This is a genomic window from Lysobacter sp. A421 (assembly GCF_054052145.1).
The window spans coordinates 36330-59632 of the sequence record NZ_JBSVRL010000005.1 but is presented as its reverse complement, the minus strand read 5'-3'; the positions used below and the strand labels follow the sequence as shown (position 1 = coordinate 59632).

The following is a 23303-nucleotide window of genomic DNA, read 5'->3' as shown; positions in this document are numbered from 1 at the left end:
CTCAGTAGCTGGAAGATCTTATCAATCGCTCAATCCGGATAAAGCGATTGACACTTCGAAAATACGCTGGCAGACTCTTTCGCATCCATCGAGACCGGCAGAGGGACAGGCCCTTTGAAGCCGGGGCAACCTAGCGCAGCGCAAGCGACGCGAAGGTGCCAATTCCTGCGGTACCCGGTCCTCTGGCCGGTCACCGGAAGATGGTTGTCCGGCTCGCCTCGGGGTGTGCCGGCCATCCTGCTCGATGGCTCCCGCCACTCCGGAAGCCGCCATGAGCCTGCAACTTGCCCCGTCTGCCACCCCGTTTGCTATCCCGTCGTCCCTGAACGTCTCAACCGATACCGCTGCGGCTGGCCATGCACGACGTGGCGAGATCCGGGTCGAGCTTGATTTGCGCCATGCCGGCCGACGCGCGCTGGTGGTGCGTTACGAGTGGATTGGCGACCCCGGGTTGCCGGTGGTGCTGGTGGCCGGCGGCATCTCCGCCGACCGCCACGTTGCTGCCAGTGCGGCCTTCGGCAATGCCGGCTGGTGGGACGCGCAGTGCGGTTCAGGCCGCGCGCTGGACCCCGGGCATCACGCCATTTTGTCCCTCGACTGGGTTGGCAGCGACGGTGCGTTGGACGCACCGATCGACCCGGCCGACCAGGCCGATGTGATTGCGGCGCTACTGGATGGCTTGGGCGTGGAGCGGCTGGCCGCCTTCATCGGCTGTTCTTACGGCGCCATGGTCGGACTGCAGTTCGCCGCCTTGTATCCGAGCCGGCTGCACCGGCTGGTGGCGATCAGCGGCTGCCATCGTTCCCATCCCTATGCCAGTGCCTGGCGTGCGTTGCAGCGACGTGCGGTTACGCTGGGTGCGTTGCAATGCGACGATACCCACGGGCTGGCCCTGGCGCGCCAGTTGGCGATCCTGAGTTACCGCACGCCGGAGGAGTTCGACGGCCGTTTCGGCGCCGCCAAGGTGGTCAATGGCCAGGTGCGCGTGGCAGCCGAGGACTATCTGGAGCACTGCGGAAACCACTACGCCAACCGCACCGCCGCGACCGCATTCGTGCGTTTGTCCGAGTCGATCGACCTGCAGGCGCTGTCACCGGAAACGGTGCGGGTGCCGGTGACCGTGGTCGCGGTGGCCGAGGACCGGTTGGTGCCGGTGGCCGACGCTTATGAGCTGGTCGAACGCCTGCGTGGCGAGACCCGCCTGCAGGTGTTGAAATCGCTGTACGGCCACGATGCCTTCCTCAAGGAACCCGAAGCGATCGACCGCATCCTGCGCGAGGCGTTGCTGGATGTCGCCGATGCACAGGCATCCGTCGAAGCCGACGCGCGGGCATCGGCATGAGCCTGCATTCGCTGGACTGTCGTCAAGGTCATCGTTCCACCACCGCGGTGCGTGCCGGCATCGACCGCGACCTCGCGTTTGGTGCGGTGACACCGCCGTTGGTGTTGTCGTCCAATTTCAGTTTTGCCGGCTTCAACGACAAGCGCACCTACGACTACACCCGCAGTGGCAACCCGACCCGCGATCTGCTCGGCGAGGCACTGGCCGAGCTGGAGGGTGGCGCAGGCGGTGTGATCACCGCGACCGGCATGGCCGCGATCACCCTGGTGCTGAACGCATTGCTCAAGCCAGGTGACCGGCTGGTGGTACCTCACGATGCCTATGGCGGCAGCTGGCGCTTGTTCGATGCGCTGGCAACCAAGGGTGCGTTCCAGTTGATCACGGTCGACCTGACCGATGCGCGCGCGCTGAGCGAGGCATTGGCGCAAAGCCCGGCATTGGTATGGATCGAAACGCCATCCAACCCGTTGCTGCGCATCACCGACCTGCGCTTCGTGATCGAGGCCTCGCATGCGGCTGGCGCGCGGGTGGTGGTCGACAACACCTTCCTGTCACCCGCGTTGCAGCAACCCATATCGTTTGGCGCCGACGTGGTGGTGCATTCGACCACCAAGTACATCAACGGTCACAGCGACGTGGTGGGCGGGGCGGTGATCGCCAAAGACGCCGAGGTGCACCAGACGCTGGCGTGGTGGGCCAATTGCCTGGGCATCACCGGTTCGCCGTTCGACAGCTTCCTGACCTTGCGGGGTCTGCGCACACTGGATGCGCGCCTGCGCGTGCATCAGGAAAACACCCTCGCCCTGGTCGAGTTGCTGGATGCGCACCCGGCCGTGCGCGTAGTGCATTACCCGGGGTTGGAGAGCCATCCGGGTCATGCTGTCGCGGCTCGCCAGCAAAGCGGATTCGGCGCGATGCTGAGTGTCGAGCTGGAACATGGTGAGACGGAACATGGCGAGCTGGATGCAGAAACAGCGGTACGCGCATTCCTGGATGGGCTGGAGTACTTCACCCTGGCCGAGTCATTGGGCGGCGTGGAAAGCCTGGTTGCGCACGCGGCGACGATGACCCATGCGGCAATGTCGGCCGAAGCGCGGACGAAAGCGGGCATCGGTGACGGGCTGCTGCGGTTGTCGGTCGGCATCGAGCATGTCGATGACCTGGTCGCCGACATCACCGCCGCGTTGGAGCGCGTGCAGGCGACGCTGGTCGACAACAAACGCGTGGCGAAATGAGCGCCGCGGCGGCAGTGCTCGCGCGGTCACCGGAGGCTGTTGCGGCCTACCGACCGGGACCCGCGCGGCTGGCGTTGCTCGGCACCGGCAATGTCGGCAGCGCCGTGCTGGCCCGGCTGTCGGGTTGGGCCGGCACGCCGCTGGGTGATCGCGTGTTGCTGGTTGTGGTGGCCAACTCACGCATGGGGTTGCATGACGACGGGGGGCTTTGTCCCAGTCCCGATGGATCATTCGGCGCTGCGGCCGTGCAGTCACCGCACACGCCTGCGTCCATGGCGAATGCGTTAGATCTCGACCACGTCGCGCCCGGTCTGGGTAACAGTGGCCCGCGCATTCTGGTTGACGCCACTGCCAGCGAAGCGGTGGCAGAGCGCCATGCCGAATGGCTTACCCGCGGCATCCACGTAGTCACCGCGTGCAAGCTCGGCCAGGGCGGCTCGTTGTCACGGTGGCGCAGGATTCGCGCGGCTGCCGCGCACGGTGGTGCCTGCTACGGCGATAGCGCCACGGTGGGCGCGGGCTTGCCGCTACTGCGTTCGATCCGCGAGCTCCAAGCCGGCGGTGACGGCATTCATGCGATCGCCGGGGTGCTGTCGGGTTCGTTGGCATGGCTGTTCAATCATTACGACGGCGAGCGTCCGTTTTCCGGCTTCGTCCGCCAGGCACGACAGGCGGGTTACACCGAGCCCGACCCGCGCGAGGACCTGTCGGGTGACGACGTACGGCGCAAGATCCTGATCCTTGCCCGCAGCGCCGGGGTAGCGCTGGACAGCAATGAGGTGGAGGTCGAGTCGCTGGTGCCTGCAGCGCTTGCCGCGCTGCCCCGCGACCAGGTCGATGCGGCATTGCCCGCACTCGATGCCGCGTTGCGTGAGCGATTCGCTGCCGCACGCAAGGACGGGCGCAAACTGCGTTTCATCGCGCGCCTGGAACATATCCAGAATGGTCGGGGCGAGGCGCGCGTCAGCCTGGAGTCGTTGCCCGAGGATCATCCGCTGGCCGCCGGCACCGGCACCGACAACAAGGTCGCGATCTGGTCCGACCGTTACCGCGAACAGCCGTTGGTAATCCAGGGCCCCGGTGCCGGGGCCGAAGTCACCGCCGCCGCCTTGTTGGACGACGTACTGCGGATCGCGGCCAGCGCGTGACCGGCGCCGGTCGCCGCCGCGCAACTCACTGCGTGCAGCCGGCCTTGAGCTCTAGTGCACGGGCGATATCGCGCCAGTCAAACGCGCCCACGCCCTGGTCGTCGTTGACCGCATAGAACACCCCGGCCGGAAAGCGCGTGGTCGGTGCCTGCTGCAGCCACACGCCATCGGTGTTGGCCACGGTGTTGCCGGCAAACGCGCCCAGGTGCGCCAGGCTGATACGGTCGAACACGTGGAACACGCTGCGGTCGGCGAACTGATCGGTGGCGATCCAGTAACCGCTGCCGTCGTCGCATTGCCACAGTGCGATGCCCTCGGCCTGGGCCTGGAACACGTCGCCGCCGATGTTGCGGCCACGGAACCTGCCGTCCAGCCCGTACTCGCGCAACAGGGTGCCGCCGGCCTGGTCCTCTTCCGAAATCAGCAGGCGGTCATGCGTGGGGTCGCCCACCAGCGACTCGGTGATCCGGATCGCACCCGCGGCGGTGGTGTCGCCGAACATGCCGGCCAGTCGCGCCTGTACCCGGCCATCGGCCAGCGCCGCGGTATCGAGGCGGTAGCGCTTGATCCGCTCGTCCAGCTCGCCCAGTGGCGGCGGCAGGTCCTCGTTGGTTGGCGACATGTAGTTGTCGCTGACCAGCACTTCGATACCGCCGTCAGCCAGGCGGTTGACCCAAAGGCCGTAAGGTTGGCGCAGTTGCTGCTGGCCGAACGCACCCAGCGGCTCGAAACCGGGCAGCGCCAGCACCTGCACGCGGCGGTTGTCGCGCTCGACCACGAACAGCAGCGCCTGCCCCGCCCCAGATGCGGCGTCGTCAAGTACGGCGATGCCATTGGGCCGGCGAAACTTCCCCAACGCCGCGCCTTCGCCGCCGATATCGCGGACATGCGCGCCGCTGTCGCCGTCGTATACGGCGAGGCGGTGGGTGTCCTTGGCGGTCGCGATCAACCACGTCTTGCCAGCGTCGTCGGTCCAACTGGCCGGCGAGTCGATGTTCTCGGCCGGGGTGTTGGCGGTGAGGAAGGCTTCGGCGACCGTGGTGTAGCCGGTGGTGGGTGCAAGGATGTCGTCGCCCTCGTCGGGCTCGCGTTCGCTGCCGGCGGGCTGGCTGACGCAGGCGGCCAGCACCAGGGTCGAGGCGAGGACGGCGGCGAGCGGGGAGTAACGCAGTTGCATCGGGAAGATCCGGTAAATGCGGGCGTCGAAATCGCGCGCGCTGGCGGAGGTTTGTATCGCGCCAATGCGTCACGGCGATGACAACCCGCTCGTCATATCAGTGCCATGAAGGGGCCGTAGAACTTACGGCTTCAACCGGCGCAGGCACCCCTGAATGCAGCAGTCTCCCCTTACGGTTGCGCTCTCGCGCGGCATCGCGGTCATGGCGATGGCGGCCGCAAGTGGTGCGTTCGCTCAGGCTGTCCCCGTTGCCGTCCCGGTTGCAGCCATGGCGCCGGCATCCACGCCGGCTGGCGACGCAATCAAGGAACTCGACGCCGTGGTGGTGCAGGGTGAGATCACCTACCGCAACCGCACCCCGGACATCGCGCCGGTGCTGAGTTACGACCTGGAGTACTTCCAGCGCTTCGAGCCGTCCACGGTTGGCGACATGCTCAAGCGCGTGCCCAGCGCGGTGTTCGTCTCCGACGTGCTCGAGTACGACGGCGTGCAGTTGCGCGGACTGGATCCGGGTTACACCCAGATACTGGTCAACGGCAAGAAGGTGCCGGGCGCCGGCGACGACCGCTCGTTCTGGGTCGACCGCATCCCCGCTGAGATGGTCGAGCGCGTGGAGATCCTGCGCAGCAACAGCGCCAACCGCTCCGGCGACGCCGTGGCCGGAGCGATCAACATCGTGCTGCGCGACGCCTACGAGTTCGACGGCAGCTACATCCGTGTCGGCGCGATGCGCTACGACGACGGCGAGATCCAGCCGACCTTTGGCGCGGTGACCTCCGGCGAAGCGCTCGGCGGCCGCCTGCTGGTCGGCATCAATGTCCAGGACCGCTACAACCCGAAGATCAAGCGCAGTGACCGCTACGACAATCCCCAGGACCGCGGGCTGGTCTCGTGGGAAGACCAGACCGACACCCGCGACGGGCAGGACTATTCGGGCAACGTCTCCTACACCGCCGACCTCGGAGAAACCGGCCGCCTGTCGATCGACGGTTTCTACGTCAAGACCGACCGCGAACAGGTCGAGGTCTCGCACGAGGTCGAGTTCGATGGCGATGAAACCATCGTCGCCGACGTCCCCGGGCTGGGCCTCAACGACCAGGAGAACTGGGGTGTCGGACTCGAATACCGGTTCGACATGGCCGGCGGCACGACCGAATTCGACGTCGACCATGCCCGCTTCGAGGACGGCAGCGTCGAAACCGAGGAGTCGCACGCCTACGTCGATGGCGAATGGGACGAGTCCGAAGGCGAGCGGCTGGACATCGACGCCAGCGACACCGAAACCAGCTTCAAGATCGCGCACAAGCGCCCGGTCGGCGCGACCGAGATGGAGTTCGGTGTCGACTACCGCGCCAAGGAGCGCGACATCAACCACAGCTACTACGAGTTCGCCGCCGAAGCGGAAGGCGACCCCGTCGTGTACGAGCCCGATACCGTCATCGGCAGCCTGATCGAGGAAACCCGCGTCGACCCGTACCTGATGTTCTCCGGCGATGCCGGTGCACTGGCATGGGAGGCCGGCCTGCGCTACGAGGACACCCGTTCGGACATCGAATCCAGCCAGGACGGCGAGTCGGTGCGCGTCTCCAGGGACTACGGCGAGCTGTTGCCGTCACTGCACCTGAAGTGGGACATCGGCGAGGCCAACCGTATCAGCTTCTCAGCCGCGCGCAGCCTGCGTCGCCCGAACTTCAACCACGTCATCCCCGCGCTGCTGAGCGAGGAGTACGGCGACAACGACTTCCTCGGCAATCCCGAGCTGGAACCGGAGACCGCCACCGGTTTCGACCTCGGGTTCGAGCGCCGCCTGGGCAAGCGCGGCGTGGTCGGCGTGAACCTGTTCTACCGCGACATCACCGACCTGATCGAACTGGTCAACACCGGCGAGGCGAACGAGACGGCCTACGACGACTGGGCCGATGACATCGAGGAGTACATGGACGACAACGGTGTTGGCGAGGCAGAGGCCACCGCCGCCGTGCCATTCGAGCCCAACAGCTTCGTCTACACCATGGGGAATGTCGGCGACGGCAAGGTCTGGGGCGTCGAACTCGACCTGTCCACGCCGCTGACTGCATTCGGCATGCCCGACACCGGCGTGTTCATGAACTACTCGTGGCTCGACAGCGAGGTCGAGGATTTCCTCGGCGAGCGCCGCTTCAACAACCAGGCCGAGAACGTCTACAACGTCGGTTTCATCCAGGACCTGCCGACGTGGGCCGCCTCGTTCGGCGTCAGCTATCGCAAGCAGGGCGACGCTTACAGCCGCGTACTCGCCGAGGAGGTTCTGACCACCTATGACGGCGACCTGGAGCTGTTCGTCGAGAAGCGCTTCGGCGACAGCATCTCGGTGCGACTGAGCGGCACCAACCTGCTGGATGCTGACAAGACCGAGGTCTTCGACAAATTCGACAACCTGGCCGACCAGATCGATCGCGATCACGACGAGTACGAGATCGAGGCCGAACACGCGGGTCCACGCTACCAGTTGGTCATGCGTTACGCGTTCTAGGTCGCGCACCGGTCCGGGAGCGCGAGCGCGCCGGCCCGGACCGCTTGTTCCATTTTTTCGTGCTCGCGTTGGTGGAACCGGGATCCACGCATTCATCGACCGCGCCCATTCGCTACTATCGGCAGAGGTTTTGGTTCCGATAGCTGGTGATTGTCCCGATGACCCTGATGACCCCGGATACCAGTGGATTGCACATCGCGCTGCTGGAAGATGACGAGATGCTCCGCGAGCGGATCCTGTTGCCCGGGCTGGCCAATTTCGGATTCGCGGTGCATGGCCTGGCGACGGCGGCCAGCTTGCGCGAACAGATGCAATCGACCGTCTTCGACATCGTCGTGCTTGACGTCGGCCTGCCCGATGCCGATGGCTTCAGCCTTGCCGGTGAGATCCGCGTCGGGCACCCGGACATCGGCATCGTGATGCTCACCGGTCGTGGCGACACCCCCGACCGTGTCCGCGGCCTGAGTCAGGGGGCGGATGCCTATCTGTCCAAGCCCGTCGAGATCGAACTGATGGCCGCCACCCTGCACAGCCTGGCGCGCCGCTTGCGGGGCACGGCGGTGGCTATGGACAAGCGTTGGTGCTTGGGCGCCAACGGCTGGTGCCTGGTCTCGCCCGCGGGGCGCTCGGTGGCGCTTACCCGCGCGGAGCGTCGCGTGGCGGAGCGCCTGCTGGTCGCGCCGGGGCAACTGGTCACCCGCGATGCATTGATTGCGGTGCTGACCGAAAACGTCCACGACTTCGATCCGCACCGACTGGATTCACTGATCCATCGCTTGCGCCGCAAGGTGGTCGACGGCTGCGGCGCAGCCCTGCCGCTGATTGCGGTACATGGCGAAGGTTACGTGCTGAACGACGGGGCCTGATCCGCCCGGTGTCCTTCATGGGCCACCAGCGGCAGCCGGATGCGGAATACAGAGCCTTCGCCGACCACGCTGGCGACATCGATCTCTCCGCCGGCCACCTTCACCAGGTCACGGATCACCGCCAACCCAAGGCCGGTCCCGTCCGCGGCGGCCTTGGTGCTGAAGAATGGTTCGAAAATGCGCTGGCGGACATGCTCGTCCATGCCGTGGCCATTGTCGGCAAGCGTGATCTCGACGGTGTCGTGGGTCAGTCGTGCCGCGCGGACGTGGAAGTGGCCGCCATCGGGCATCGCGTCGCGGGCATTGGCCGCGATGTTGAGGACCATCAGTTCGAACTCGCTGCGGTCCAGTCGGACCGGCGCCGGTTCCGGGCAGGCATGCAGGTCGAAGCGCACCGACGGCGGAAACAGTTGTCGCAGCATCGGCCGCAACTCCGCCAGGGCCTGGCCTGCATTGAATACCTCGATCTTGAGCACGTCGGCGCGGCTGAAGTTGAGTAGCTTGCGGGTGATCGCTGTTCCGCGATGTGCTGCAATCTCGACGCCTTCGAGCGCACCGTCGAGTGCGGCGGCTTGTTCGGCGGCGCGGCCACCATCGCGCAGCGCATGGCGCTGGCGGGCGAAGCCGAGGATCACGTCGAGGATATTGTTGAAGTCATGGGCGACGCCGCTGGCGAGGCGACCGCTGACCTCCATCTTCTGCGAGTGGATCAGCTGCGATTGCGCGCGCTCGCGTTCGGCCATCTCGCGTTGCAGTTCGCGGCCACGCGAATTGGATTTGGCGAGGCTTTCGCGCAATGCATTGATCGAGCGATCGAGGACGATCGTGACGAGTGTGTAACTGATCAGGACCGCGGGGAGGTCGCGTAATGCCAGGCCTACCGGAATGCCGGCTTCGGTGGCGATCCTCACGTTGGTGGCGAAGCCGGTCGCGAATGCAGCCATCAACAAGCCCCAGACGATCCACAAGGCGCGCCGCCCCAGCACCAGGCCACTGATGGCCAAGGTCAGCATCGTGGGCGCCGGATCGATCAGCTGCGGCATCACGCCGACCATGGAAAAGGTGATCTCCAGCGAAATAAGCTGCGGTGCGAGGAACAGCATGATCGCCAGCCTGAACCGGCCATGCCGGATCAGGGCGATGCTGACCAAGGCCAGAGCGGCGATCAGCATGTCAACCGTGAAGACGATCGTCGACGTCCTGGAAATTTCACCAGTCGCGATACGCCACGCCCAGTTTGCGGGCAACAGCAATCCATAGAACAGCAGCAGCAGTTGCATGACCGGCGCGTTGCGACGGTCCACTTCGTCGGTCACCGGTACGTCGCGTAGCCAGTTGAGAACGCCATTCCACATTTCGATGCTCGTGCCTCGTTGATGCACAGAGGCGTCCATGCGGTTCGACCCGTTGAAAACCCCCGTTTTGCGTGCCCGCCTCATTGCCTGGAAGCGTCTGGTGGGCCGCGGTGAGATTTCCGTGAGTATTAAGTGAGAAAGCGAGCGTGACAAGGTCGACGCTGCCCTATTAGGTTCGCAAGTGGCCCGAGGTTGTCATTAGCTGACGTAGTTGGTCAAAAACCAGCGCTCAGACCGAAGTCCAAACCCCGCTGGGTGGGTGGACTCAGACGTTGCAATCGGTCAATCCGGCGTGCCTGAACGGGGACGGGAAAGCCAGTTGCGCTTAGAACTGAACACGGGAGATTTATGAACAAGGTCTTTGGTCTGGTATGGAATTCGTCGTTGCAGGCGATGGTGGTGGTGTCCGAGTTGGCGTCGTCGCACGGCGGCAAGGCGGCGCGTCCACGTCGTCTTGGCCATGCCTCGTTGGCGGCGGGGGTCCTGTCGGCGACTCTGATGTTGGCGCCACCGGTGGCGGCCGCCGAAACCGCGTCCACGGCGGTGACCAAGGACTGCCTGGTGGTCTTGCAGGACCAAAGCCGCGTGGCGGTCGACTGCGCGCAACTGCAGGAGCTACCTGCATTGGCCCGCTCCACGTCCCAGCGGCGTCGCGCGACCGAGAACAAGTTCGATCGGGACTACTTCAAGGCCAACGGCGCTGGCGACGGCACCGATGACGCCAGCGCGGAGGGCACGGGTGCGGTTGCGATCGGCAGTGGCGCACAGACCAAGGCGTGGAACAGCGAGGAGTTGGGCGAAACTTTCGAGGCCGTTGGCGCAGTCGCCGTCGGCAACAACGCCATCGCCGAAGGTTGGGAGTCGATGGCGATGGGCGTCAACGCGCACGCCTGGATGAACTCCTCCACCGCGGTCGGCGGCGACAGCAACGCCTTCGGCATCGGCGCCAGCGCCTTCGGCCAGGGCAGCCTGGCGATGGGCGATGCCAGCGTGGCGGTGGGCCAGACGGCCATGAGCCTGGGCTTCGGCAATACCGCGGTCGGCGCGCACGCCTCGGCCAGCGCCGAGCAGGCCGCGACCGCGCTCGGCGCGCTCAGCGAGGCCTGGGCCAACGGCTCCACCGCGATCGGCGGACAGGCGATCGCCGCCGGCGAAGGCAGCCTGGCGGCGGGCTTCGATGCGCAAGCCGGCGGCTACGAGTCGGTCGCGATCGGCGGCCATGCGCGCGTGGGCAACGGAGAGTCCGGCGTCGGTATCGGCGCCAACGCCGCGGCGCTGGGCGATGGCGCCGTCGGCGTCGGCAACAACAGCCTGGCCAACGGAGCCAACACCGTGGCCGCCGGCCGCAATGCCGCGGCCAACAGTGAAGGCGCGATCGCCATCGGCGGCAGCGAGTGGACCGACCTCGACGGCGATGGCATGCCCGACGTGGGCGAGGCGACGCTGGCCGAAGGCCAGAACGCGGTCGCGATCGGCAGCCTGGCTGGTGCCAGCGGCGACAACGCGCAGGCAGTCGGCCATCAGGCGAATGCGCTGGCCGAAAACGCCACGGCCACCGGCACGATGAGCCTGGCCGCGGCCGAAAACAGCACCGCGAATGGCGCCAGCAGCGTCGCCAACGGCGTCGACAGCAGCGCATACGGCGCGCAGAGCCAGGCCGATGCCGATCATTCGACGGCCATCGGCAGTGGCAGCCTGGCCTTGGGCGTGGGCAGTTCGGCGGTCGGCAGTGGCGCCAATGCGTTCGGCGACTACAGCATCGCCAACGGCTACGGCAGCGCGGCCGACGGCGCCGATGCGGTGGCGGTCGGCTCGAACAGCGCGGCCAGCGGCCTCGGCGCGAGTGCCTTGGGAGCAGGCGCCCAGGCAGTCGGTACGCAGTCCACGGCGATGGGCTTCAACAGCCAGGCGCTGGAAATGGCCAGCACGGCGGTGGGCGGTCAGACCGTGGCCAACCAGTGGTTCGCGACGGCGATCGGCTACGGATCGCAGGCCACCGGCTACAGCAGCGTGGCGCTGGGCGAAAACGTCCTGGCCACCGGCGAGATGAGCATCGCCATCGGCAACAGCTGGGCGGGGATGATGCAGACCCAGTCCAACGGCAACATGTCGGTCGCGATCGGCTCGGCGGCCGCGACCTGGGACAACTACGGCGTGGCCGTGGGCTCGCTGGCCGGTGCGAACACCGAGTACGCGACTTCGGTGGGCGCGATGTCGGCCGCGATCGGCCTGCAATCGACGGCGCTGGGCGCCGCAGCGATGAGCGAGGGCGACGAAAGCGTTGCCATCGGCTACTACTCCCATGCAGCGGGAGCGAACAGCGTGGCGCTGGGCAATGAATCGGTGGCCAGTCGTGACAACACGGTGTCGGTGGGCAAGGCCGGCAGCGAGCGCCAGATCACCAATGTCGCCGCCGGTACCGAGGCGACCGACGCGGTCAACAAGGCGCAGCTCGACGAAGTCGCCACGGGCGTCGCCGACGCCAACCACTACTTCGCCGCCAACGGTGCGGGCGACGGCAGTGACGATGCCGTTGCAGCGGGTGAACATGCCGTCGCCATCGGTGCGAACAGTATCGCCAATGGTGCGGAAAGCAGCGCTTACGGATACCAGAGCCAAGCTGACGGCGATTATTCGCAGGCCATCGGCAGCGGCAGCTACGCCGGCGCGATGGGCGCCAATGCGATCGGCACGGGCGCGACTGCGCTGGGTGAAACGTCCAACGCGATCGGCTATGGCAGCGTGGCGACGGGCTTGGACGCGGTGGCCGTAGGCACCTCGTCGAACGCGTCGGGCGTCAACGCCCTGGCCATGGGGGCCGCTTCCAGTGCCACCGCCGACGTGTCGGTCGCGATCAACACCGGATCGGTAGCCGGGCTCTGGGGCGCGACTCCGGGCGTCAGCGCCGCGGGTGGCGTGGGGATAGGCGCTGCCGCCGCCGTCGGCGCCAATGCCGACGCCGGTGTGGCGCTGGGCTTGAGCGCCACGGTCGCCGCCGATGCCTATCAAGGCGTTGCGATCGGCATGGCCAGCTATGTCGGCGACGCGCAGGGCATTGCGATCGGCGGGTTCGGCGCGAGGGTCATCGATGGCGCAATCGAGTTGCGTCCAACGGTCGCCATCGGCACCGCCGCAGTCGCCATCGGCCTGGGCTCTGAAACCTTCAACGACTACGCCACGGCACTGGGCGCCTTCAGCACGGTCATGGCGGAAAACGCCGTCGCGATCGGCGCCAATTCGCTGGCTGACCGCGACAACACGCTGTCGGTCGGTTCGGCCGGTGATGAGCGCCAGATCACCCACGTCGCCGCCGGTACCGAAGCGACCGATGCGGTGAACAAGGACCAGCTCGACAACGCCACGCGTTACCTGGCTGCCGACGGTGCCGGCGACGGCAGCGATGATGCCGTCGCGGCCGGTGAACATGCCACCGCCACCGGCGCCAGCAGCGTCGCCAATGGCGTCGAGAGCAGCGCCTACGGTTCGCAAAGCTACGCCGACGCCGACTACTCGACCGCGCTCGGCAGCAACAGCTTGGCGGTGGGCATCGGTTCGTCCGCGATTGGCTCCGGCGCCAATGCGCTGGGCGACTACAGCGTCGCCAACGGCTACGGTAGCGTCGCCAGCGGCCAATGGGCCATTGCGCAGGGCAACGACAGCTCGGCGACTGGCGAGGCATCGATCGCCATCGGCGCGCAAAGCAACGCCTATGGCACCGACAGCGCCAGCGTCGGCGCAGGCAGCTACGCGAGCGATTTCGGCACCGCCACTGGCGCGCTGAGCAACGCGTCCGGCACCGGCGCCAGCGCGTACGGTCACGGCGCGCAGGCACAGGGCAGCTATGCCTTGGCACTGGGCGCCAATGCCTGGTCGCTTGCGACGGGCTCCATTGCGATGGGTACCGACAGCTACGCCAATGCCGACCATGCCATCGCCATTGGCAGCATCGCGACGGCCTCGGGCAAGAACTCGATCGCAATGGGCTCGTTGTGGACCACCGCAGGCGCCGACAGTGCGATCGCGATCGGAGGCACCATGGCCTGCACCGGCTTCATGTGCATCGAGCAGAACACCGGCGCCTGGGGCATCAACAGCGTCGCGCTCGGTGCGGGTGCGCAGACCCAGGCGGATGGCGCAACCGCGGTAGGTGGTGGTGCCTTGGCCGGGGGTATCGATTCGATCGCGGTGGGCCAGTATGCGCAGGCGTGGACCGACGACTCGGTCGCCATTGGCTCGAACACCTTGGCGATGAGCAACAACTCGGTCGCGCTCGGCGCCGAATCGATCACCACGCGCGACAACACGGTATCGGTGGGCAACGAGTGGACGGGTAGCACACGTCAGATCACCAACGTTGCCGCCGGCACCGAGGCCACCGATGCGGTCAACAAGGGCCAGCTCGACGAACTTTCCGATAGCGTTGGCGATGCCAACCATTACTTCGCGGCCGATGGGGCCGGCGACGGCAGCGACGATGCCGTTGCATCGGGTGTCGGCAGCGTCGCCGCCGGTGCGAACAGCGTGGCCAGCGGTGTTGGCGCCGTCGTGTACGGCCGCGGTGCGCATGCGTCGGGTGAGCAGGCGATGGCGCTGGGCGATGGCGCGCAGGCGGACTACTACTACGCGATGGCGATCGGTGCCGGCGCCGTCTCCAGCAGTTGGGCCTCGATGGCCATCGGCCGGAACGCGATCGCGAGCGGCCCCCGCGCCGTGGCGATCGGCGAGAACGCGCAGGCCGCGGACAACGGCAACGTTGCCCTGGGCTGGGGCAGCCAGTCCCTCGGCATGTTCTCCGCCGCGCTCGGCGGCGCGGCGTCGGCGTTCGGCTGGAATACGCTGGCCGCAGGCTTTGGTGCATACGTGCTCGGCGACAATTCCACCGCGGTGGGCGCGGGCGCGGGTAGCTACTATGAAGCCGACGAGATCACGGCGGTCGGCTCCAATGCGCAGGCCAACAGTTTCCGCGGCACGGTGGTCGGCGCGGGTTCTGTTGCGGCCGAATGGGCGCCCAAGAGCACGATCGTCGGCGCCAATGCCTTCAGCTTCGACAGCAACGGCACCGCGATCGGTGAAAGCAGCGAGGTCGCTTATGGCGCGACCAACTCGGTCGCGCTGGGCTCGGGCTCGTATGCCGATCGTGCCGGTACCGTCTCGGTGGGTGCTTCGGGCCCATGGACTGACGGCTTCGGCGTCGAACATCCGGGATTGCAGCGCCAGATCACCAACGTGGCAGCCGGCACGGAAGCCACCGACGCGGTGAACCTGGCACAGCTCAATGCCGTCGACGACTACGTCGACGTCAACGGCCTCGGTGATGGCAGCGATGCCGCGTTGGCGATTGGTGACAATGCGAGTGCGATCGGGCCGAACGCGGTGGCGGGCGGCATCGAAAGCAGTGCATTCGGCTTCCAGAGCGATGCCGAAGGCGATTATTCGATCGCCGTGGGCAGCAGCAGCCTGGCGCTGGGCACCGGCAGTTCGGCCGTCGGCAATGGTGCCACTGCCCTCGGTGACTACAGTTCCGCCAATGGTTACGGTGCGGTCGCCACGGGCGAGAACAGCATCGCGCAGGGCAGCAGCAGTAATGCCGTGGGGATGAATTCGATCGCCATCGGCCAGGACAGCGGCACGCAGCACGGCGGTGGCATCGCGATTGGTGCGGGCAGTTTGTCGCAAGGCATCGGCGCCACTGCCATCGGTCTGCAAGCGCAGGCTTCCGGTCTTGCAGCGACGGCTGTCGGTTACGGCGCATGGGCCATCGGCCGCGAAACCACTGCGCTCGGTACGTTTGCGACTGCCGAAGGCTGGCAGGCGACCGCACTTGGCATCCGGTCGATCGCTGGTTCGTTTTCAACCGCCGTCGGCAGTTCCAGCCAGGCCGCCGAGGTTGCCACTGCCGTGGGCCAGGGTGCTATCGCCGATAGCGCCGGCGCTGCCTTGGGTGTGCAGGCACGGGCGGCGATGTACGGCGTCTCGCTGGGCAACAACGCAAACACCAGCGAAGGCGGCACTGCGGTCGGCTTCAACGCCATGGCGGGTATCGACGCTTACAGCGAGACCGAGGGCAAGTACGCCACCGCTGTCGGCAACGAGGCCTGGGCCACTGAGGATGGTGCCAGCGTGCTGGGCTACAACAGCTACGCGCAGGCGGTGAACTCGACCGTGCTTGGTTCCAACGCCTGGACCACCAAGGACGCCACCAACAGTGTGTCGCTGGGTGCGGGTTCGCTGGCCGACCGCGCCGACAGCGTCTCGGTGGGTGCCGCGCAGGAATGGACCGACGCGGCGGGCGTCGTGCACGCGGCGATCGATCGCCAAGTCACCAACGTCGCTGCCGGCACCGAGGCGACCGATGCGGTGAACAAGTCGCAGCTGGACGAAGTGGCGGCCGGGGCCGGCGAGGCCAACCACTACTTCGCCGCCAGCGGCGCGCGGGATGGCAGTGACGATGCCGTGGTCAATGGCCAGGGTGCGGTGGCTGCCGGCAGCAACAGCGTGGCCAATGCCAACGGCACCACGGCCGTGGGCGCCAACAGCCAGGCGTCGAAGGTCAGCGGTTCGGCCTTCGGCAGCAATGCCAACGCGGCCAACACCAATGCCACTGCGGTGGGCGCCAACAGCCAGGCGCTGGCGGCGACATCGTCGGCGATCGGATCCAACGCGCAGGCCCGTGCGGCGGGGTCCAGTGCGTTTGGCTACGACGCCCGCGTGCTGGATGCCGCGAGCGACGGTACCGCGATCGGCGCGCGTGCGCAGGTCACGGCGGCAAATAGCGTGGCGCTGGGTGCCGGATCGGTGGCTGATCGCGCCGACAGTGTCTCGGTAGGCGCTGAGGGGACCGAACGGCAGATCACCAACGTTGCCGGTGGCAGCCTGTCCGCGACCAGCACCGATGCGGTCAACGGCTCGCAGTTGTTCGGGATGGGCGATGCAATGGCGCAATCGCTCGGCGGCGGCGCGTCGATGGGGCCGGGTGGCTTTGTCGGTCCGATGTTCTCGATCCAGGGCGGCAGCTACTACAACGCCGGTGATGCATTCAGCGCGGTCGATGGCGCGATCAGCGGGCTCGACGATCGTCTCTCGGTGGTCGAGGGCGGAACAGCCGCGTCAACCTCCTCAACCGCTTCGGCAGTCTCGACCGCCGGCGTCGATGGCGACGTCACGCCCCTGGAAAATGGCGACGCCGTTGCCAGCCAGTCCGCGAAGGAGGCCTCGGCCGCGACGGCGTCGGTGGAAGCAGGGATTGCCGGTGAGGAAGAGACCGCGCTTGCGGAGGTTCCGGATGCCGAGGAGAGCCAGGGCAGCATTACCGCGGCTGCCGTCGATGCTCCCCGTCAGGTCGCCAATGTAGCCACCGATACCAACGCCAACGGGGCTGGCGCCGTCAATGCCAAAGCCAACGCTCCGGTACAGCCGGCCGATGCGGCAACGTTGGCGTCGGCCAACGCCTACACCGATACCACTGCGACCAAGACGCTGAGTTCGGCCAAGACCTACACCGACAGCCAGATAACGCTGATGGACGACAAGTTCACCCAGCTGAGCGACGACGTCGGCCTGCGCCTGGGCCAGCAGGACGAGCGCATCGACCGTCAGGGTGCGATGAACGCGGCAATGATGAACATGGCGATCAATGCCGCGAACAGCCGTAGTCCGCGCGGCCGCCTGGGTGTCGGTGCCGGTTGGCAGAACGGTGAGAGCGCGCTGTCGGTGGGCTACTCCAAGCAGGTCGGCGAGAGCGCGTCGTTCAGCATCGGCGGTGCCTTCAGCAGCGATGACCAGTCCGCCGGTATCGGCTTCGGCTTCGACCTTTAAGCACCCCTGCGTTAACAGCGAAGGGCGCCCGCTGTTCACCCCCCCTCGAGCAGCAGCGGCGTCCCTCGCACCTTTTCCCTGGAGAGAGAAAGAATGAAAAAGAGCACTCGCATTATCTGTAGCGGCACACTGGCTGCCGCCGTTTCGGTTGCCTTGGCGGCATTTGCATCCGGCCACGTCGGTGGCGGCTCCATGTTGTCGACCGCGATGCTGTCGACCGCGGCGCCGGATGCCACCAAACCCGCCACCGGCGCACCGGCCAAGGGTGTTGGACACGGTGCCCCGTCGCTGTCGAACAAGATGATGTCCCTCAGCACGCCGCCACCGCAGGCCAGCTTCGACCGTTTCATCGTCAAGTATCGCGATAGTGCCACCACGCGCAGCACGGCAGCGATCCTGAGTGCGGTGAATGCCGCGGCGAGCCACGCCGGGGTCGCGGGTATGAAGACCACCACCAATGGCAGCCGCTCCGCGCTGACCGCGCAACACCTGCGCACGTTGGCGGTGGGCGGCGAGGTGATCAAGCTGTCGCGTGCCCTGGCTCGCACCGAAGCCGATGCGCTACTGGCGCAGCTGCGCGCCGACCCGGCGGTCGAGTATGCGCAGCCCGACTACATCAAGCACCGCTTCGACGTCACCCCCGACGATCCGAACTTCGGCCTGCAGTGGCATTACACCCATCCCACCGCCGGTATCCATGCGCCGGCAGCTTGGGACACCACCGCCGGCGAAGGCGTGGTGGTAGCGGTGCTCGATACCGGCTATATCGACCACAGCGACCTCAACGACAACATCATCGACGGCTACGACTTCATCAGCGCCTACGGACAGGACGCGCAGAACCCGGATATCGCCGGTGACGGCGATGGCCGCGACGCCGACGCGCACGACACCGGTGACTGGACCGACGAGAGCATGATGCAGTGGTGCGGCCGAATCACCGACAGCTCCTTCCACGGCACCCACGTCGCCGGCACGGTCGCGGCGGTCACCAACAACGGCATCGGGCTTGCGGGCGTTGCCTACAACGCCAAGGTGCAACCGGTACGCGTGCTTGGCCACTGCGGCGGCTTCTCCTCAGACATCGCCGATGCCATCGTCTGGGCTTCCGGCGGCACGGTCGACGGTGTACCGGACAACACCACACCAGCCGAGGTGCTGAACCTGAGTCTGGGTGGCACCGGCAGTTGCAGCAGCGACCCGGTGACCCAGGCGGCAGTCGACGGTGCGATCGAGCGTGGCACCACCGTGGTGGTGGCCGCCGGCAACGACAACGACAACGCCGCGAACTATTCGCCGGCTAGTTGCGAAGGTGTCATCACGGTGGGCGCCACGGGTATCGACGGCGCCAAGTCCTACTTCTCCAACTATGGCCCGGCCGTCAGCGTCAGCGCGCCCGGCGGCAGCGCCACCAGCAACTCGGACCCTGACGATGCCTGGATCTGGTCGCTCGGCAACAAGGGCACCACCACGCCGATCGCCGGCCCCGATGGCGAAGCCCTGGTCGGCAATATCGGCACCTCGATGGCCAGCCCCCACGTGGCCGCGGTGGTCGCCTTGATGCAGAGCGCGGCGGTGGCCGCGGGCAATCCGGCACTGACTCCGGTCCGGGTGCGTACGCTGCTGCGCAACACCGCGCAGCCGTTCGTGGTCGCGCCACCGATGAGCACGCCGATCGGTGCCGGCATCCTCGACGCCGCCGCCGCGGTGGCCGCTGCGGCCCAGCCGATTGGCGAAGAGCTGCCCACCCTGCTGGTCAACCTGCAGCCGCTGAAAGCACAAACCGGCGTCGCCGGGGAAGGCCTGCTGTACGAGATCAGTGTCCCGGCGGGCGCGCGCAGTCTCAACCTGCGTAGCTACGGTGGCAACGGCGACGTGTCCTTGTACGTCTCGTTTGATGCGATGCCGACGGCCGAACTGTACGACCGCAAGTCGGTCAAGCCCGGCAACAGCGAGGCGGTGGTGATCACCAACCCGGCCGCGGGCACTTACTACGTGCGTATGGTTGGCGAGAAGGATTTCGCCAATGTCACGGTGCTGGGGTTGTATCGCTAACGCGACATGCCTTGATGCTGATGTGAACATGTTGATGTGAACATGTTGATTTGAACCAGGAGGCGGGGAAACCCGCCTCCTTCCATTTCAGCTCAGCACTTTCAGCTCAGCACTCGATGACATTCACCGCGAGGCCTCCACGCGAGGTCTCCTTGTACTTGTCCTGCATGTCGCGGCCGGTGTCGCGCATGGTCTTGATGACCTTGTCCAGGCTGACCTTGTGCTGGCCGTCGCCGCGCATCGCCAGGCGCGAGGCGTTGATCGCCTTCACCGAGCCCATCGCGTTGCGCTCGATGCAGGGAATCTGCACCAGCCCGCCGATCGGGTCGCAGGTCAGGCCGAGGTTGTGCTCCATGCCGATCTCGGCAGCGTTCTCGATCCGGCTCGCGCTGCCGCCCAGTGCGGCGGTCAATCCAGCGGCGGCCATCGAGCAGGCCACGCCGACCTCGCCCTGGCAGCCGACTTCAGCCCCGGAAATGCTCGCGTTTTCCTTGTACAGAATACCCACCGCAGCGGCGGTCAGCAGGAAGGTGCGTATGCCTTCGATGTTGGCGCCGGGAATGAAACGCTCGTAGTAATGCAGCACCGCCGGGATGATGCCCGCCGCGCCATTGGTCGGGGCGGTGACCACGCGGCCGCCGGCGGCGTTTTCCTCGTTGACCGCCAGTGCGAACAGGTTGACCCAGTCGAGCATGGTCAGCGGATCGTCGTGTTCGGACGGCGGACGTTCGGTCAGGTCGGCATGCAGTCGCGGGGCGCGGCGGCCCACGCGCAGACCGCCGGGCAGGGTGCCGGGCGAGCGGATGCCGCGTTCGACGCAGGACTGCATCGCCGCCCACAACTCGTCCAGCCCGGCGTCGATCTCGGCCGGGGTGCGCCAGACCTGCTCGTTGGCGTACATCATCTGGGCGATGGTCAGGCCGGTTTCTTCCGCCCGCGCCAGCAGCTCGTCGCCGGAGGAAAACGGGTAGGGCACGGTGCTGGTGTCGGCGACGATACGGTCTTCGGCCGCCTCGTCCTGATTGACCACGAAACCGCCACCGACCGAGTAGTAATCGCGCGTGGCGATGACCTCGCCGCCCGCATCAAAGGCGGTGAAGCGCATGCCGTTGGTGTGGAACGGCAGCTTCTGCCGCTTGTTCATTATCAGGTCGTGCTTCTCGTCGAAGCCGATCTCGTGGCGGCCGGACAGGCGCAGGCGCTTCTCGCTGCGGATGCGTTCCAGTGTGCCGGGAATGATGTCCGGGTCGATCTGGTTCGGCCAATGGCCTTCCAGCCCCATCATCAGTGCCTTGTCGGTGCCGTGTCCACGGCCGGTCATCGCCAGCGAGCCGAACACCTCGGCCCGCACGCGCGCGGTGCGCTCAAGATCGCCGTTGTCGACGATCCAGCGCTCGATGAAGCGGGCGGCCGCTCGCATCGGCCCCACGGTATGGGAGGAGCTCGGCCCGATGCCGATCTTGAACAGGTCGAAACAGCTGACGGACATGGAGTATCCAGTGGAATGGGCGGGGCGCGTGGTACGGCCTATCATAGCCCGCAGCGTCATCCGTCTCTCGCTCTCCACCGCCGTGGTTCATGCCTTGATCCCAGTACTCACCTTGTTCCAGCGCGATGATTGCCACCTGTGCGACCTGGCGTTGGCGGTGCTGGCCGGTGCGGGTACGCCGGATTTCGAGAGCGTGTTCATCGACGGCGACGAGGCGCTGGAAGTTCGCTATGGCGCGCGCGTGCCAGTGTTGCGCGACGAGACACGATGCCTGGAGCTGGACTGGCCGTTTGATCAGGCGCGCCTGGCCGGATTCCTGCGCTGAGCCTGGCTCAGGGCGCGGGCTGCAGGTTGACGCGGGTGCTTACGGCGACGGCGTTGGGAATCATCGACAAGTCGGCCCAATCGCCACCGCCTACGCCAAACGCCAGGCGCTGGATGCCTGCCTTGCCCGTCAATACCGGGTTGGCACCCTCGGTCCAGGTGAACTCCAGTGTGACCGGCAGGGTGATCTGACGCAGGGTCAGCTCGCCCTCGGCGGCATACCGGTTGCCACCCAGGTGACGGAACTGACTGGCGTGGTAACGGGCCTGCGGGAATGCCGCGGCATTGAAGAACTGGCTGCCCAGCAAGGTCTCGTCGCGCTCGGGGTTGGCGGTGGTCGCGCTGTCCAGCGGGATCACCACGTCCAGCTCGGCGTCTTCCAATTGCTGTGGATCGAAGCGCAGCGTGGTGGTGAATTGCTGGAAGTGACCGCTGAACACCTCGCCCTCGAATCCTGACGCGAAGGTCAGGGTCGAGCCGGGTGCCTGCACGTAGTTGGCGGCCAGCACCGGTGCACTGGCCAGCGCCAGCGCGACGGCGAGCAGGCTGACGCGGCAATCAAATGTCATCAGGGGACTCCCGGTGGGTAGTGCGTGGTTTGGGCAACATGCGTCGCAGGGTCGCATCGCCTTCGAAAAAATGATGATAGAAGGCCGCGCCCGCGTGCACGGCGACCAACGCCACCAGTACCCAGAACAGCCATTCGTGGGCGCCGTGGGCAAACTCGCGCAGCGCCGGGTTGGGGCCGGTGAGCTTGGGCACTTCGAACAGGGTGTACCAGTGCAACGGACGCAAGCCACTGGCGGAGTCGTATAACCAGCCCGACAACGGCATCGCGAAGATCAACGCGTACAGCAGGCCGTGGGTAACCGAGGCAATGCGCGATTGCCAGGTTGGCAGGCCCGGGAGCCGGTCCGGGGCTCCCGCGTACACGCGCCAGGCCAGCCGCAGCACGGTCAGGGCGAGCACGGTCAGACCGGTGGATTTGTGCAGGTCATAGACCCAGAAATACTTCGGGGATTTGGGCAGGCTGTCCAATGAAAGGCCGATCACCGCCAGACACAGCAACAAGGCCACGATGACCCAGTGCAGCCACTGGCTGACGGCACCCCAGCGGTCCACGGGATTCTTGAGGCTCATGGTTGCAACTCGACGGGGGTTGAGGTCGGATCGCCCAGCTCGGTGAGCGGCGGGAGGGTGGGCAGTATGGGCATCGGTGTCTCGGGCAGCGGTTTATCGGGGATCGTTTCTGGCGGTGGTGGTTGTAACAGCCCGGCGGCTGCCGAGCGACGGGCGTGGGTCGCTTCGGCTTCGATTCGCAGACCTACTTCATCGCCAATCATCGACGGCCATGCGTCGATGCCGAAGTCGCTACGGCTCAGGGTGGTGGTCGCGGAGAAGCCCACGGTGCGCCGGAACGGAGGCATCGGGTGGCGCTTGATGGCATTGAGGACGACGTCCAGGCACAGCGGCCTGGTCACCGCGTGCAACGTCAGCTCACCACAAACCCGGGCGTGCGTGGCGTCATGACCGGTGACCGTGGTTGAGCGGAAATATGCGCTTGGGTAAGTCCCGGCATCCAGCAGTCCGGAGGCCAGCACCGCCTCGTTCCAGTCGGCGTCGCCAAGCTCCAGCTGCGCCAGCGGTACGGTGACCTGCAGCTGCGCGCTGCTCCAGTCGTCAGGGTCGAACAACAACACCCCCTCGCTGCCCGATACCGTTCCCAGCGCCTTGGAAAAGCCGGCGTGGGAAACGGCGAACATCACCCGGGTATGCACCGGATCCAGCGACCACGCATCGGGCTCGGCGGCACCGGCTACCGCGCAGGGCAACGCCAGTAGTGCCAGCAACACGACCTCGCGGCAGCGAGCGAGCTTCGACGCGGGACAGGGCAACGGCGCGTGGGGAGTCGGCATCCATTGGATTCTAGGCGGTACCGGCTGCTTTTGCCGACGAGGACGCGTACGCCGATCCTGCGCAGCAGC

14 protein-coding genes and 1 riboswitch are annotated in these 23303 nt (G+C 66.6%); of the genes, 8 read left to right on the top strand and 6 right to left on the bottom strand.

Annotated elements, in window-relative coordinates:
* Positions 1–82: 82 nt before the first annotated feature.
* Positions 83–207: riboswitch (SAM riboswitch) on the top strand.
* A gap of 64 nt (positions 208–271) precedes the next feature.
* The 3 genes from metX to ACW7G6_RS12910 are packed head-to-tail and all read left to right on the top strand — an operon-like array spanning position 272 to position 3725.
* The gene (gene metX, locus ACW7G6_RS12920) at positions 272–1342 is read left to right on the top strand and encodes a homoserine O-succinyltransferase MetX (RefSeq protein WP_456998422.1); all 1071 of its coding nucleotides are present in this window, start codon (positions 272–274) and stop codon (positions 1340–1342) included.
* Complete coding sequence (gene metB, locus ACW7G6_RS12915) at positions 1339–2577, top strand: cystathionine gamma-synthase (protein ID WP_456998421.1); 1239 nt, start codon at positions 1339–1341, stop codon at positions 2575–2577. The genes metX and metB overlap by 4 nt, the downstream gene beginning before the upstream one ends.
* On the top strand, positions 2574–3725 hold the full coding sequence (locus ACW7G6_RS12910) for a homoserine dehydrogenase (RefSeq protein ID WP_456998420.1): 1152 nt from the start codon (positions 2574–2576) through the stop codon (positions 3723–3725). Before metB ends, ACW7G6_RS12910 begins: the two co-directional genes overlap by 4 nt.
* Before the next feature lie 25 nt (positions 3726–3750).
* Here the strand turns inward: ACW7G6_RS12910 and ACW7G6_RS12905 are convergent, their stop codons facing one another.
* A complete protein-coding gene (locus ACW7G6_RS12905; protein WP_456998419.1) occupies positions 3751–4902 on the bottom strand; it encodes a phytase in 1152 nt (383 codons plus the stop codon).
* Positions 4903–5056: 154 nt separating this feature from the next.
* Here ACW7G6_RS12905 and ACW7G6_RS12900 point away from each other — a divergent pair, with 154 nt between their 5' ends.
* Together ACW7G6_RS12900 and ACW7G6_RS12895 are read left to right on the top strand one after the other, a co-directional pair.
* Positions 5057–7414, top strand: a complete 2358-nt coding sequence (locus ACW7G6_RS12900) for a TonB-dependent receptor plug domain-containing protein (RefSeq protein ID WP_456998418.1) — start codon at positions 5057–5059, stop codon at positions 7412–7414.
* A gap of 158 nt (positions 7415–7572) precedes the next feature.
* Complete coding sequence (locus ACW7G6_RS12895; protein WP_456980194.1) at positions 7573–8280, top strand: response regulator transcription factor; 708 nt, start codon at positions 7573–7575, stop codon at positions 8278–8280.
* On the opposite strand, the gene ACW7G6_RS12890 is transcribed toward ACW7G6_RS12895, so the two are convergent.
* Positions 8256–9635, bottom strand: coding sequence for a sensor histidine kinase (locus ACW7G6_RS12890; RefSeq protein WP_456980193.1), 1380 nt, complete (start codon positions 9633–9635; stop codon positions 8256–8258). The genes ACW7G6_RS12895 and ACW7G6_RS12890 overlap by 25 nt on opposite strands.
* A gap of 348 nt (positions 9636–9983) precedes the next feature.
* Between ACW7G6_RS12890 and ACW7G6_RS12885 the strand changes: the two genes are divergently transcribed.
* Together ACW7G6_RS12885 and ACW7G6_RS12880 are read left to right on the top strand one after the other, a co-directional pair.
* The gene (locus ACW7G6_RS12885) at positions 9984–17450 is read left to right on the top strand and encodes an ESPR-type extended signal peptide-containing protein (RefSeq protein ID WP_456998417.1); all 7467 of its coding nucleotides are present in this window, start codon (positions 9984–9986) and stop codon (positions 17448–17450) included.
* 93 nt (positions 17451–17543) lie between these two features.
* Positions 17544–19505: a S8 family peptidase gene (locus ACW7G6_RS12880; RefSeq protein ID WP_456998416.1), complete on the top strand. Its 1962-nt coding sequence runs from the start codon at positions 17544–17546 to the stop codon at positions 19503–19505.
* Positions 19506–19611: 106 nt separating this feature from the next.
* On the opposite strand, the gene ACW7G6_RS12875 is transcribed toward ACW7G6_RS12880, so the two are convergent.
* The gene (locus ACW7G6_RS12875; RefSeq protein ID WP_456998415.1) at positions 19612–20994 is read right to left on the bottom strand and encodes an L-serine ammonia-lyase; all 1383 of its coding nucleotides are present in this window, start codon (positions 20992–20994) and stop codon (positions 19612–19614) included.
* A gap of 94 nt (positions 20995–21088) precedes the next feature.
* On the opposite strand from ACW7G6_RS12875, the gene ACW7G6_RS12870 reads away from it, so the two are divergent.
* On the top strand, positions 21089–21319 hold the full coding sequence (locus tag ACW7G6_RS12870) for a glutaredoxin family protein (protein ID WP_456998414.1): 231 nt from the start codon (positions 21089–21091) through the stop codon (positions 21317–21319).
* A 7-nt stretch (positions 21320–21326) separates the two neighbouring features.
* On the opposite strand, the gene ACW7G6_RS12865 is transcribed toward ACW7G6_RS12870, so the two are convergent.
* The 3 genes from ACW7G6_RS12865 to ACW7G6_RS12855 are packed head-to-tail and all read right to left on the bottom strand — an operon-like array spanning position 21327 to position 23234.
* Positions 21327–21887: a YceI family protein gene (locus tag ACW7G6_RS12865; protein WP_456998413.1), complete on the bottom strand. Its 561-nt coding sequence runs from the start codon at positions 21885–21887 to the stop codon at positions 21327–21329.
* A complete protein-coding gene (locus tag ACW7G6_RS12860; protein ID WP_456998412.1) occupies positions 21877–22458 on the bottom strand; it encodes a cytochrome b in 582 nt (193 codons plus the stop codon). The genes ACW7G6_RS12865 and ACW7G6_RS12860 overlap by 11 nt, the downstream gene beginning before the upstream one ends.
* The gene (locus tag ACW7G6_RS12855; protein ID WP_456998411.1) at positions 22455–23234 is read right to left on the bottom strand and encodes a YceI family protein; all 780 of its coding nucleotides are present in this window, start codon (positions 23232–23234) and stop codon (positions 22455–22457) included. The genes ACW7G6_RS12860 and ACW7G6_RS12855 overlap by 4 nt, the downstream gene beginning before the upstream one ends.
* Between the last annotated feature and the right edge of the window lie 69 nt (positions 23235–23303).

What these genes read in the sequence shown, in the direction of transcription:
- metX (WP_456998422.1), top strand. Translation starts at nt 272, where the DNA reads ATGAGCCTGCAACTTGCCCCGTCTGCCACCCCGTTTGCTATCCCGTCG.
- ACW7G6_RS12855 (WP_456998411.1), bottom strand. Translation starts at nt 23,234, where the DNA reads ATGCCGACTCCCCACGCGCCGTTGCCCTGTCCCGCGTCGAAGCTCGCT.
- ACW7G6_RS12860 (WP_456998412.1), bottom strand. Translation starts at nt 22,458, where the DNA reads ATGAGCCTCAAGAATCCCGTGGACCGCTGGGGTGCCGTCAGCCAGTGG.
- ACW7G6_RS12880 (WP_456998416.1), top strand. Translation starts at nt 17,544, where the DNA reads ATGAAAAAGAGCACTCGCATTATCTGTAGCGGCACACTGGCTGCCGCC.
- ACW7G6_RS12900 (WP_456998418.1), top strand. Translation starts at nt 5,057, where the DNA reads ATGCAGCAGTCTCCCCTTACGGTTGCGCTCTCGCGCGGCATCGCGGTC.
- ACW7G6_RS12890 (WP_456980193.1), bottom strand. Translation starts at nt 9,635, where the DNA reads ATGTGGAATGGCGTTCTCAACTGGCTACGCGACGTACCGGTGACCGAC.
- metB (WP_456998421.1), top strand. Translation starts at nt 1,339, where the DNA reads ATGAGCCTGCATTCGCTGGACTGTCGTCAAGGTCATCGTTCCACCACC.
- ACW7G6_RS12875 (WP_456998415.1), bottom strand. Translation starts at nt 20,994, where the DNA reads ATGTCCGTCAGCTGTTTCGACCTGTTCAAGATCGGCATCGGGCCGAGC.
- ACW7G6_RS12885 (WP_456998417.1), top strand. Translation starts at nt 9,984, where the DNA reads ATGAACAAGGTCTTTGGTCTGGTATGGAATTCGTCGTTGCAGGCGATG.
- ACW7G6_RS12905 (WP_456998419.1), bottom strand. Translation starts at nt 4,902, where the DNA reads ATGCAACTGCGTTACTCCCCGCTCGCCGCCGTCCTCGCCTCGACCCTG.
- ACW7G6_RS12865 (WP_456998413.1), bottom strand. Translation starts at nt 21,887, where the DNA reads ATGACATTTGATTGCCGCGTCAGCCTGCTCGCCGTCGCGCTGGCGCTG.
- ACW7G6_RS12910 (WP_456998420.1), top strand. Translation starts at nt 2,574, where the DNA reads ATGAGCGCCGCGGCGGCAGTGCTCGCGCGGTCACCGGAGGCTGTTGCG.
- ACW7G6_RS12895 (WP_456980194.1), top strand. Translation starts at nt 7,573, where the DNA reads ATGACCCTGATGACCCCGGATACCAGTGGATTGCACATCGCGCTGCTG.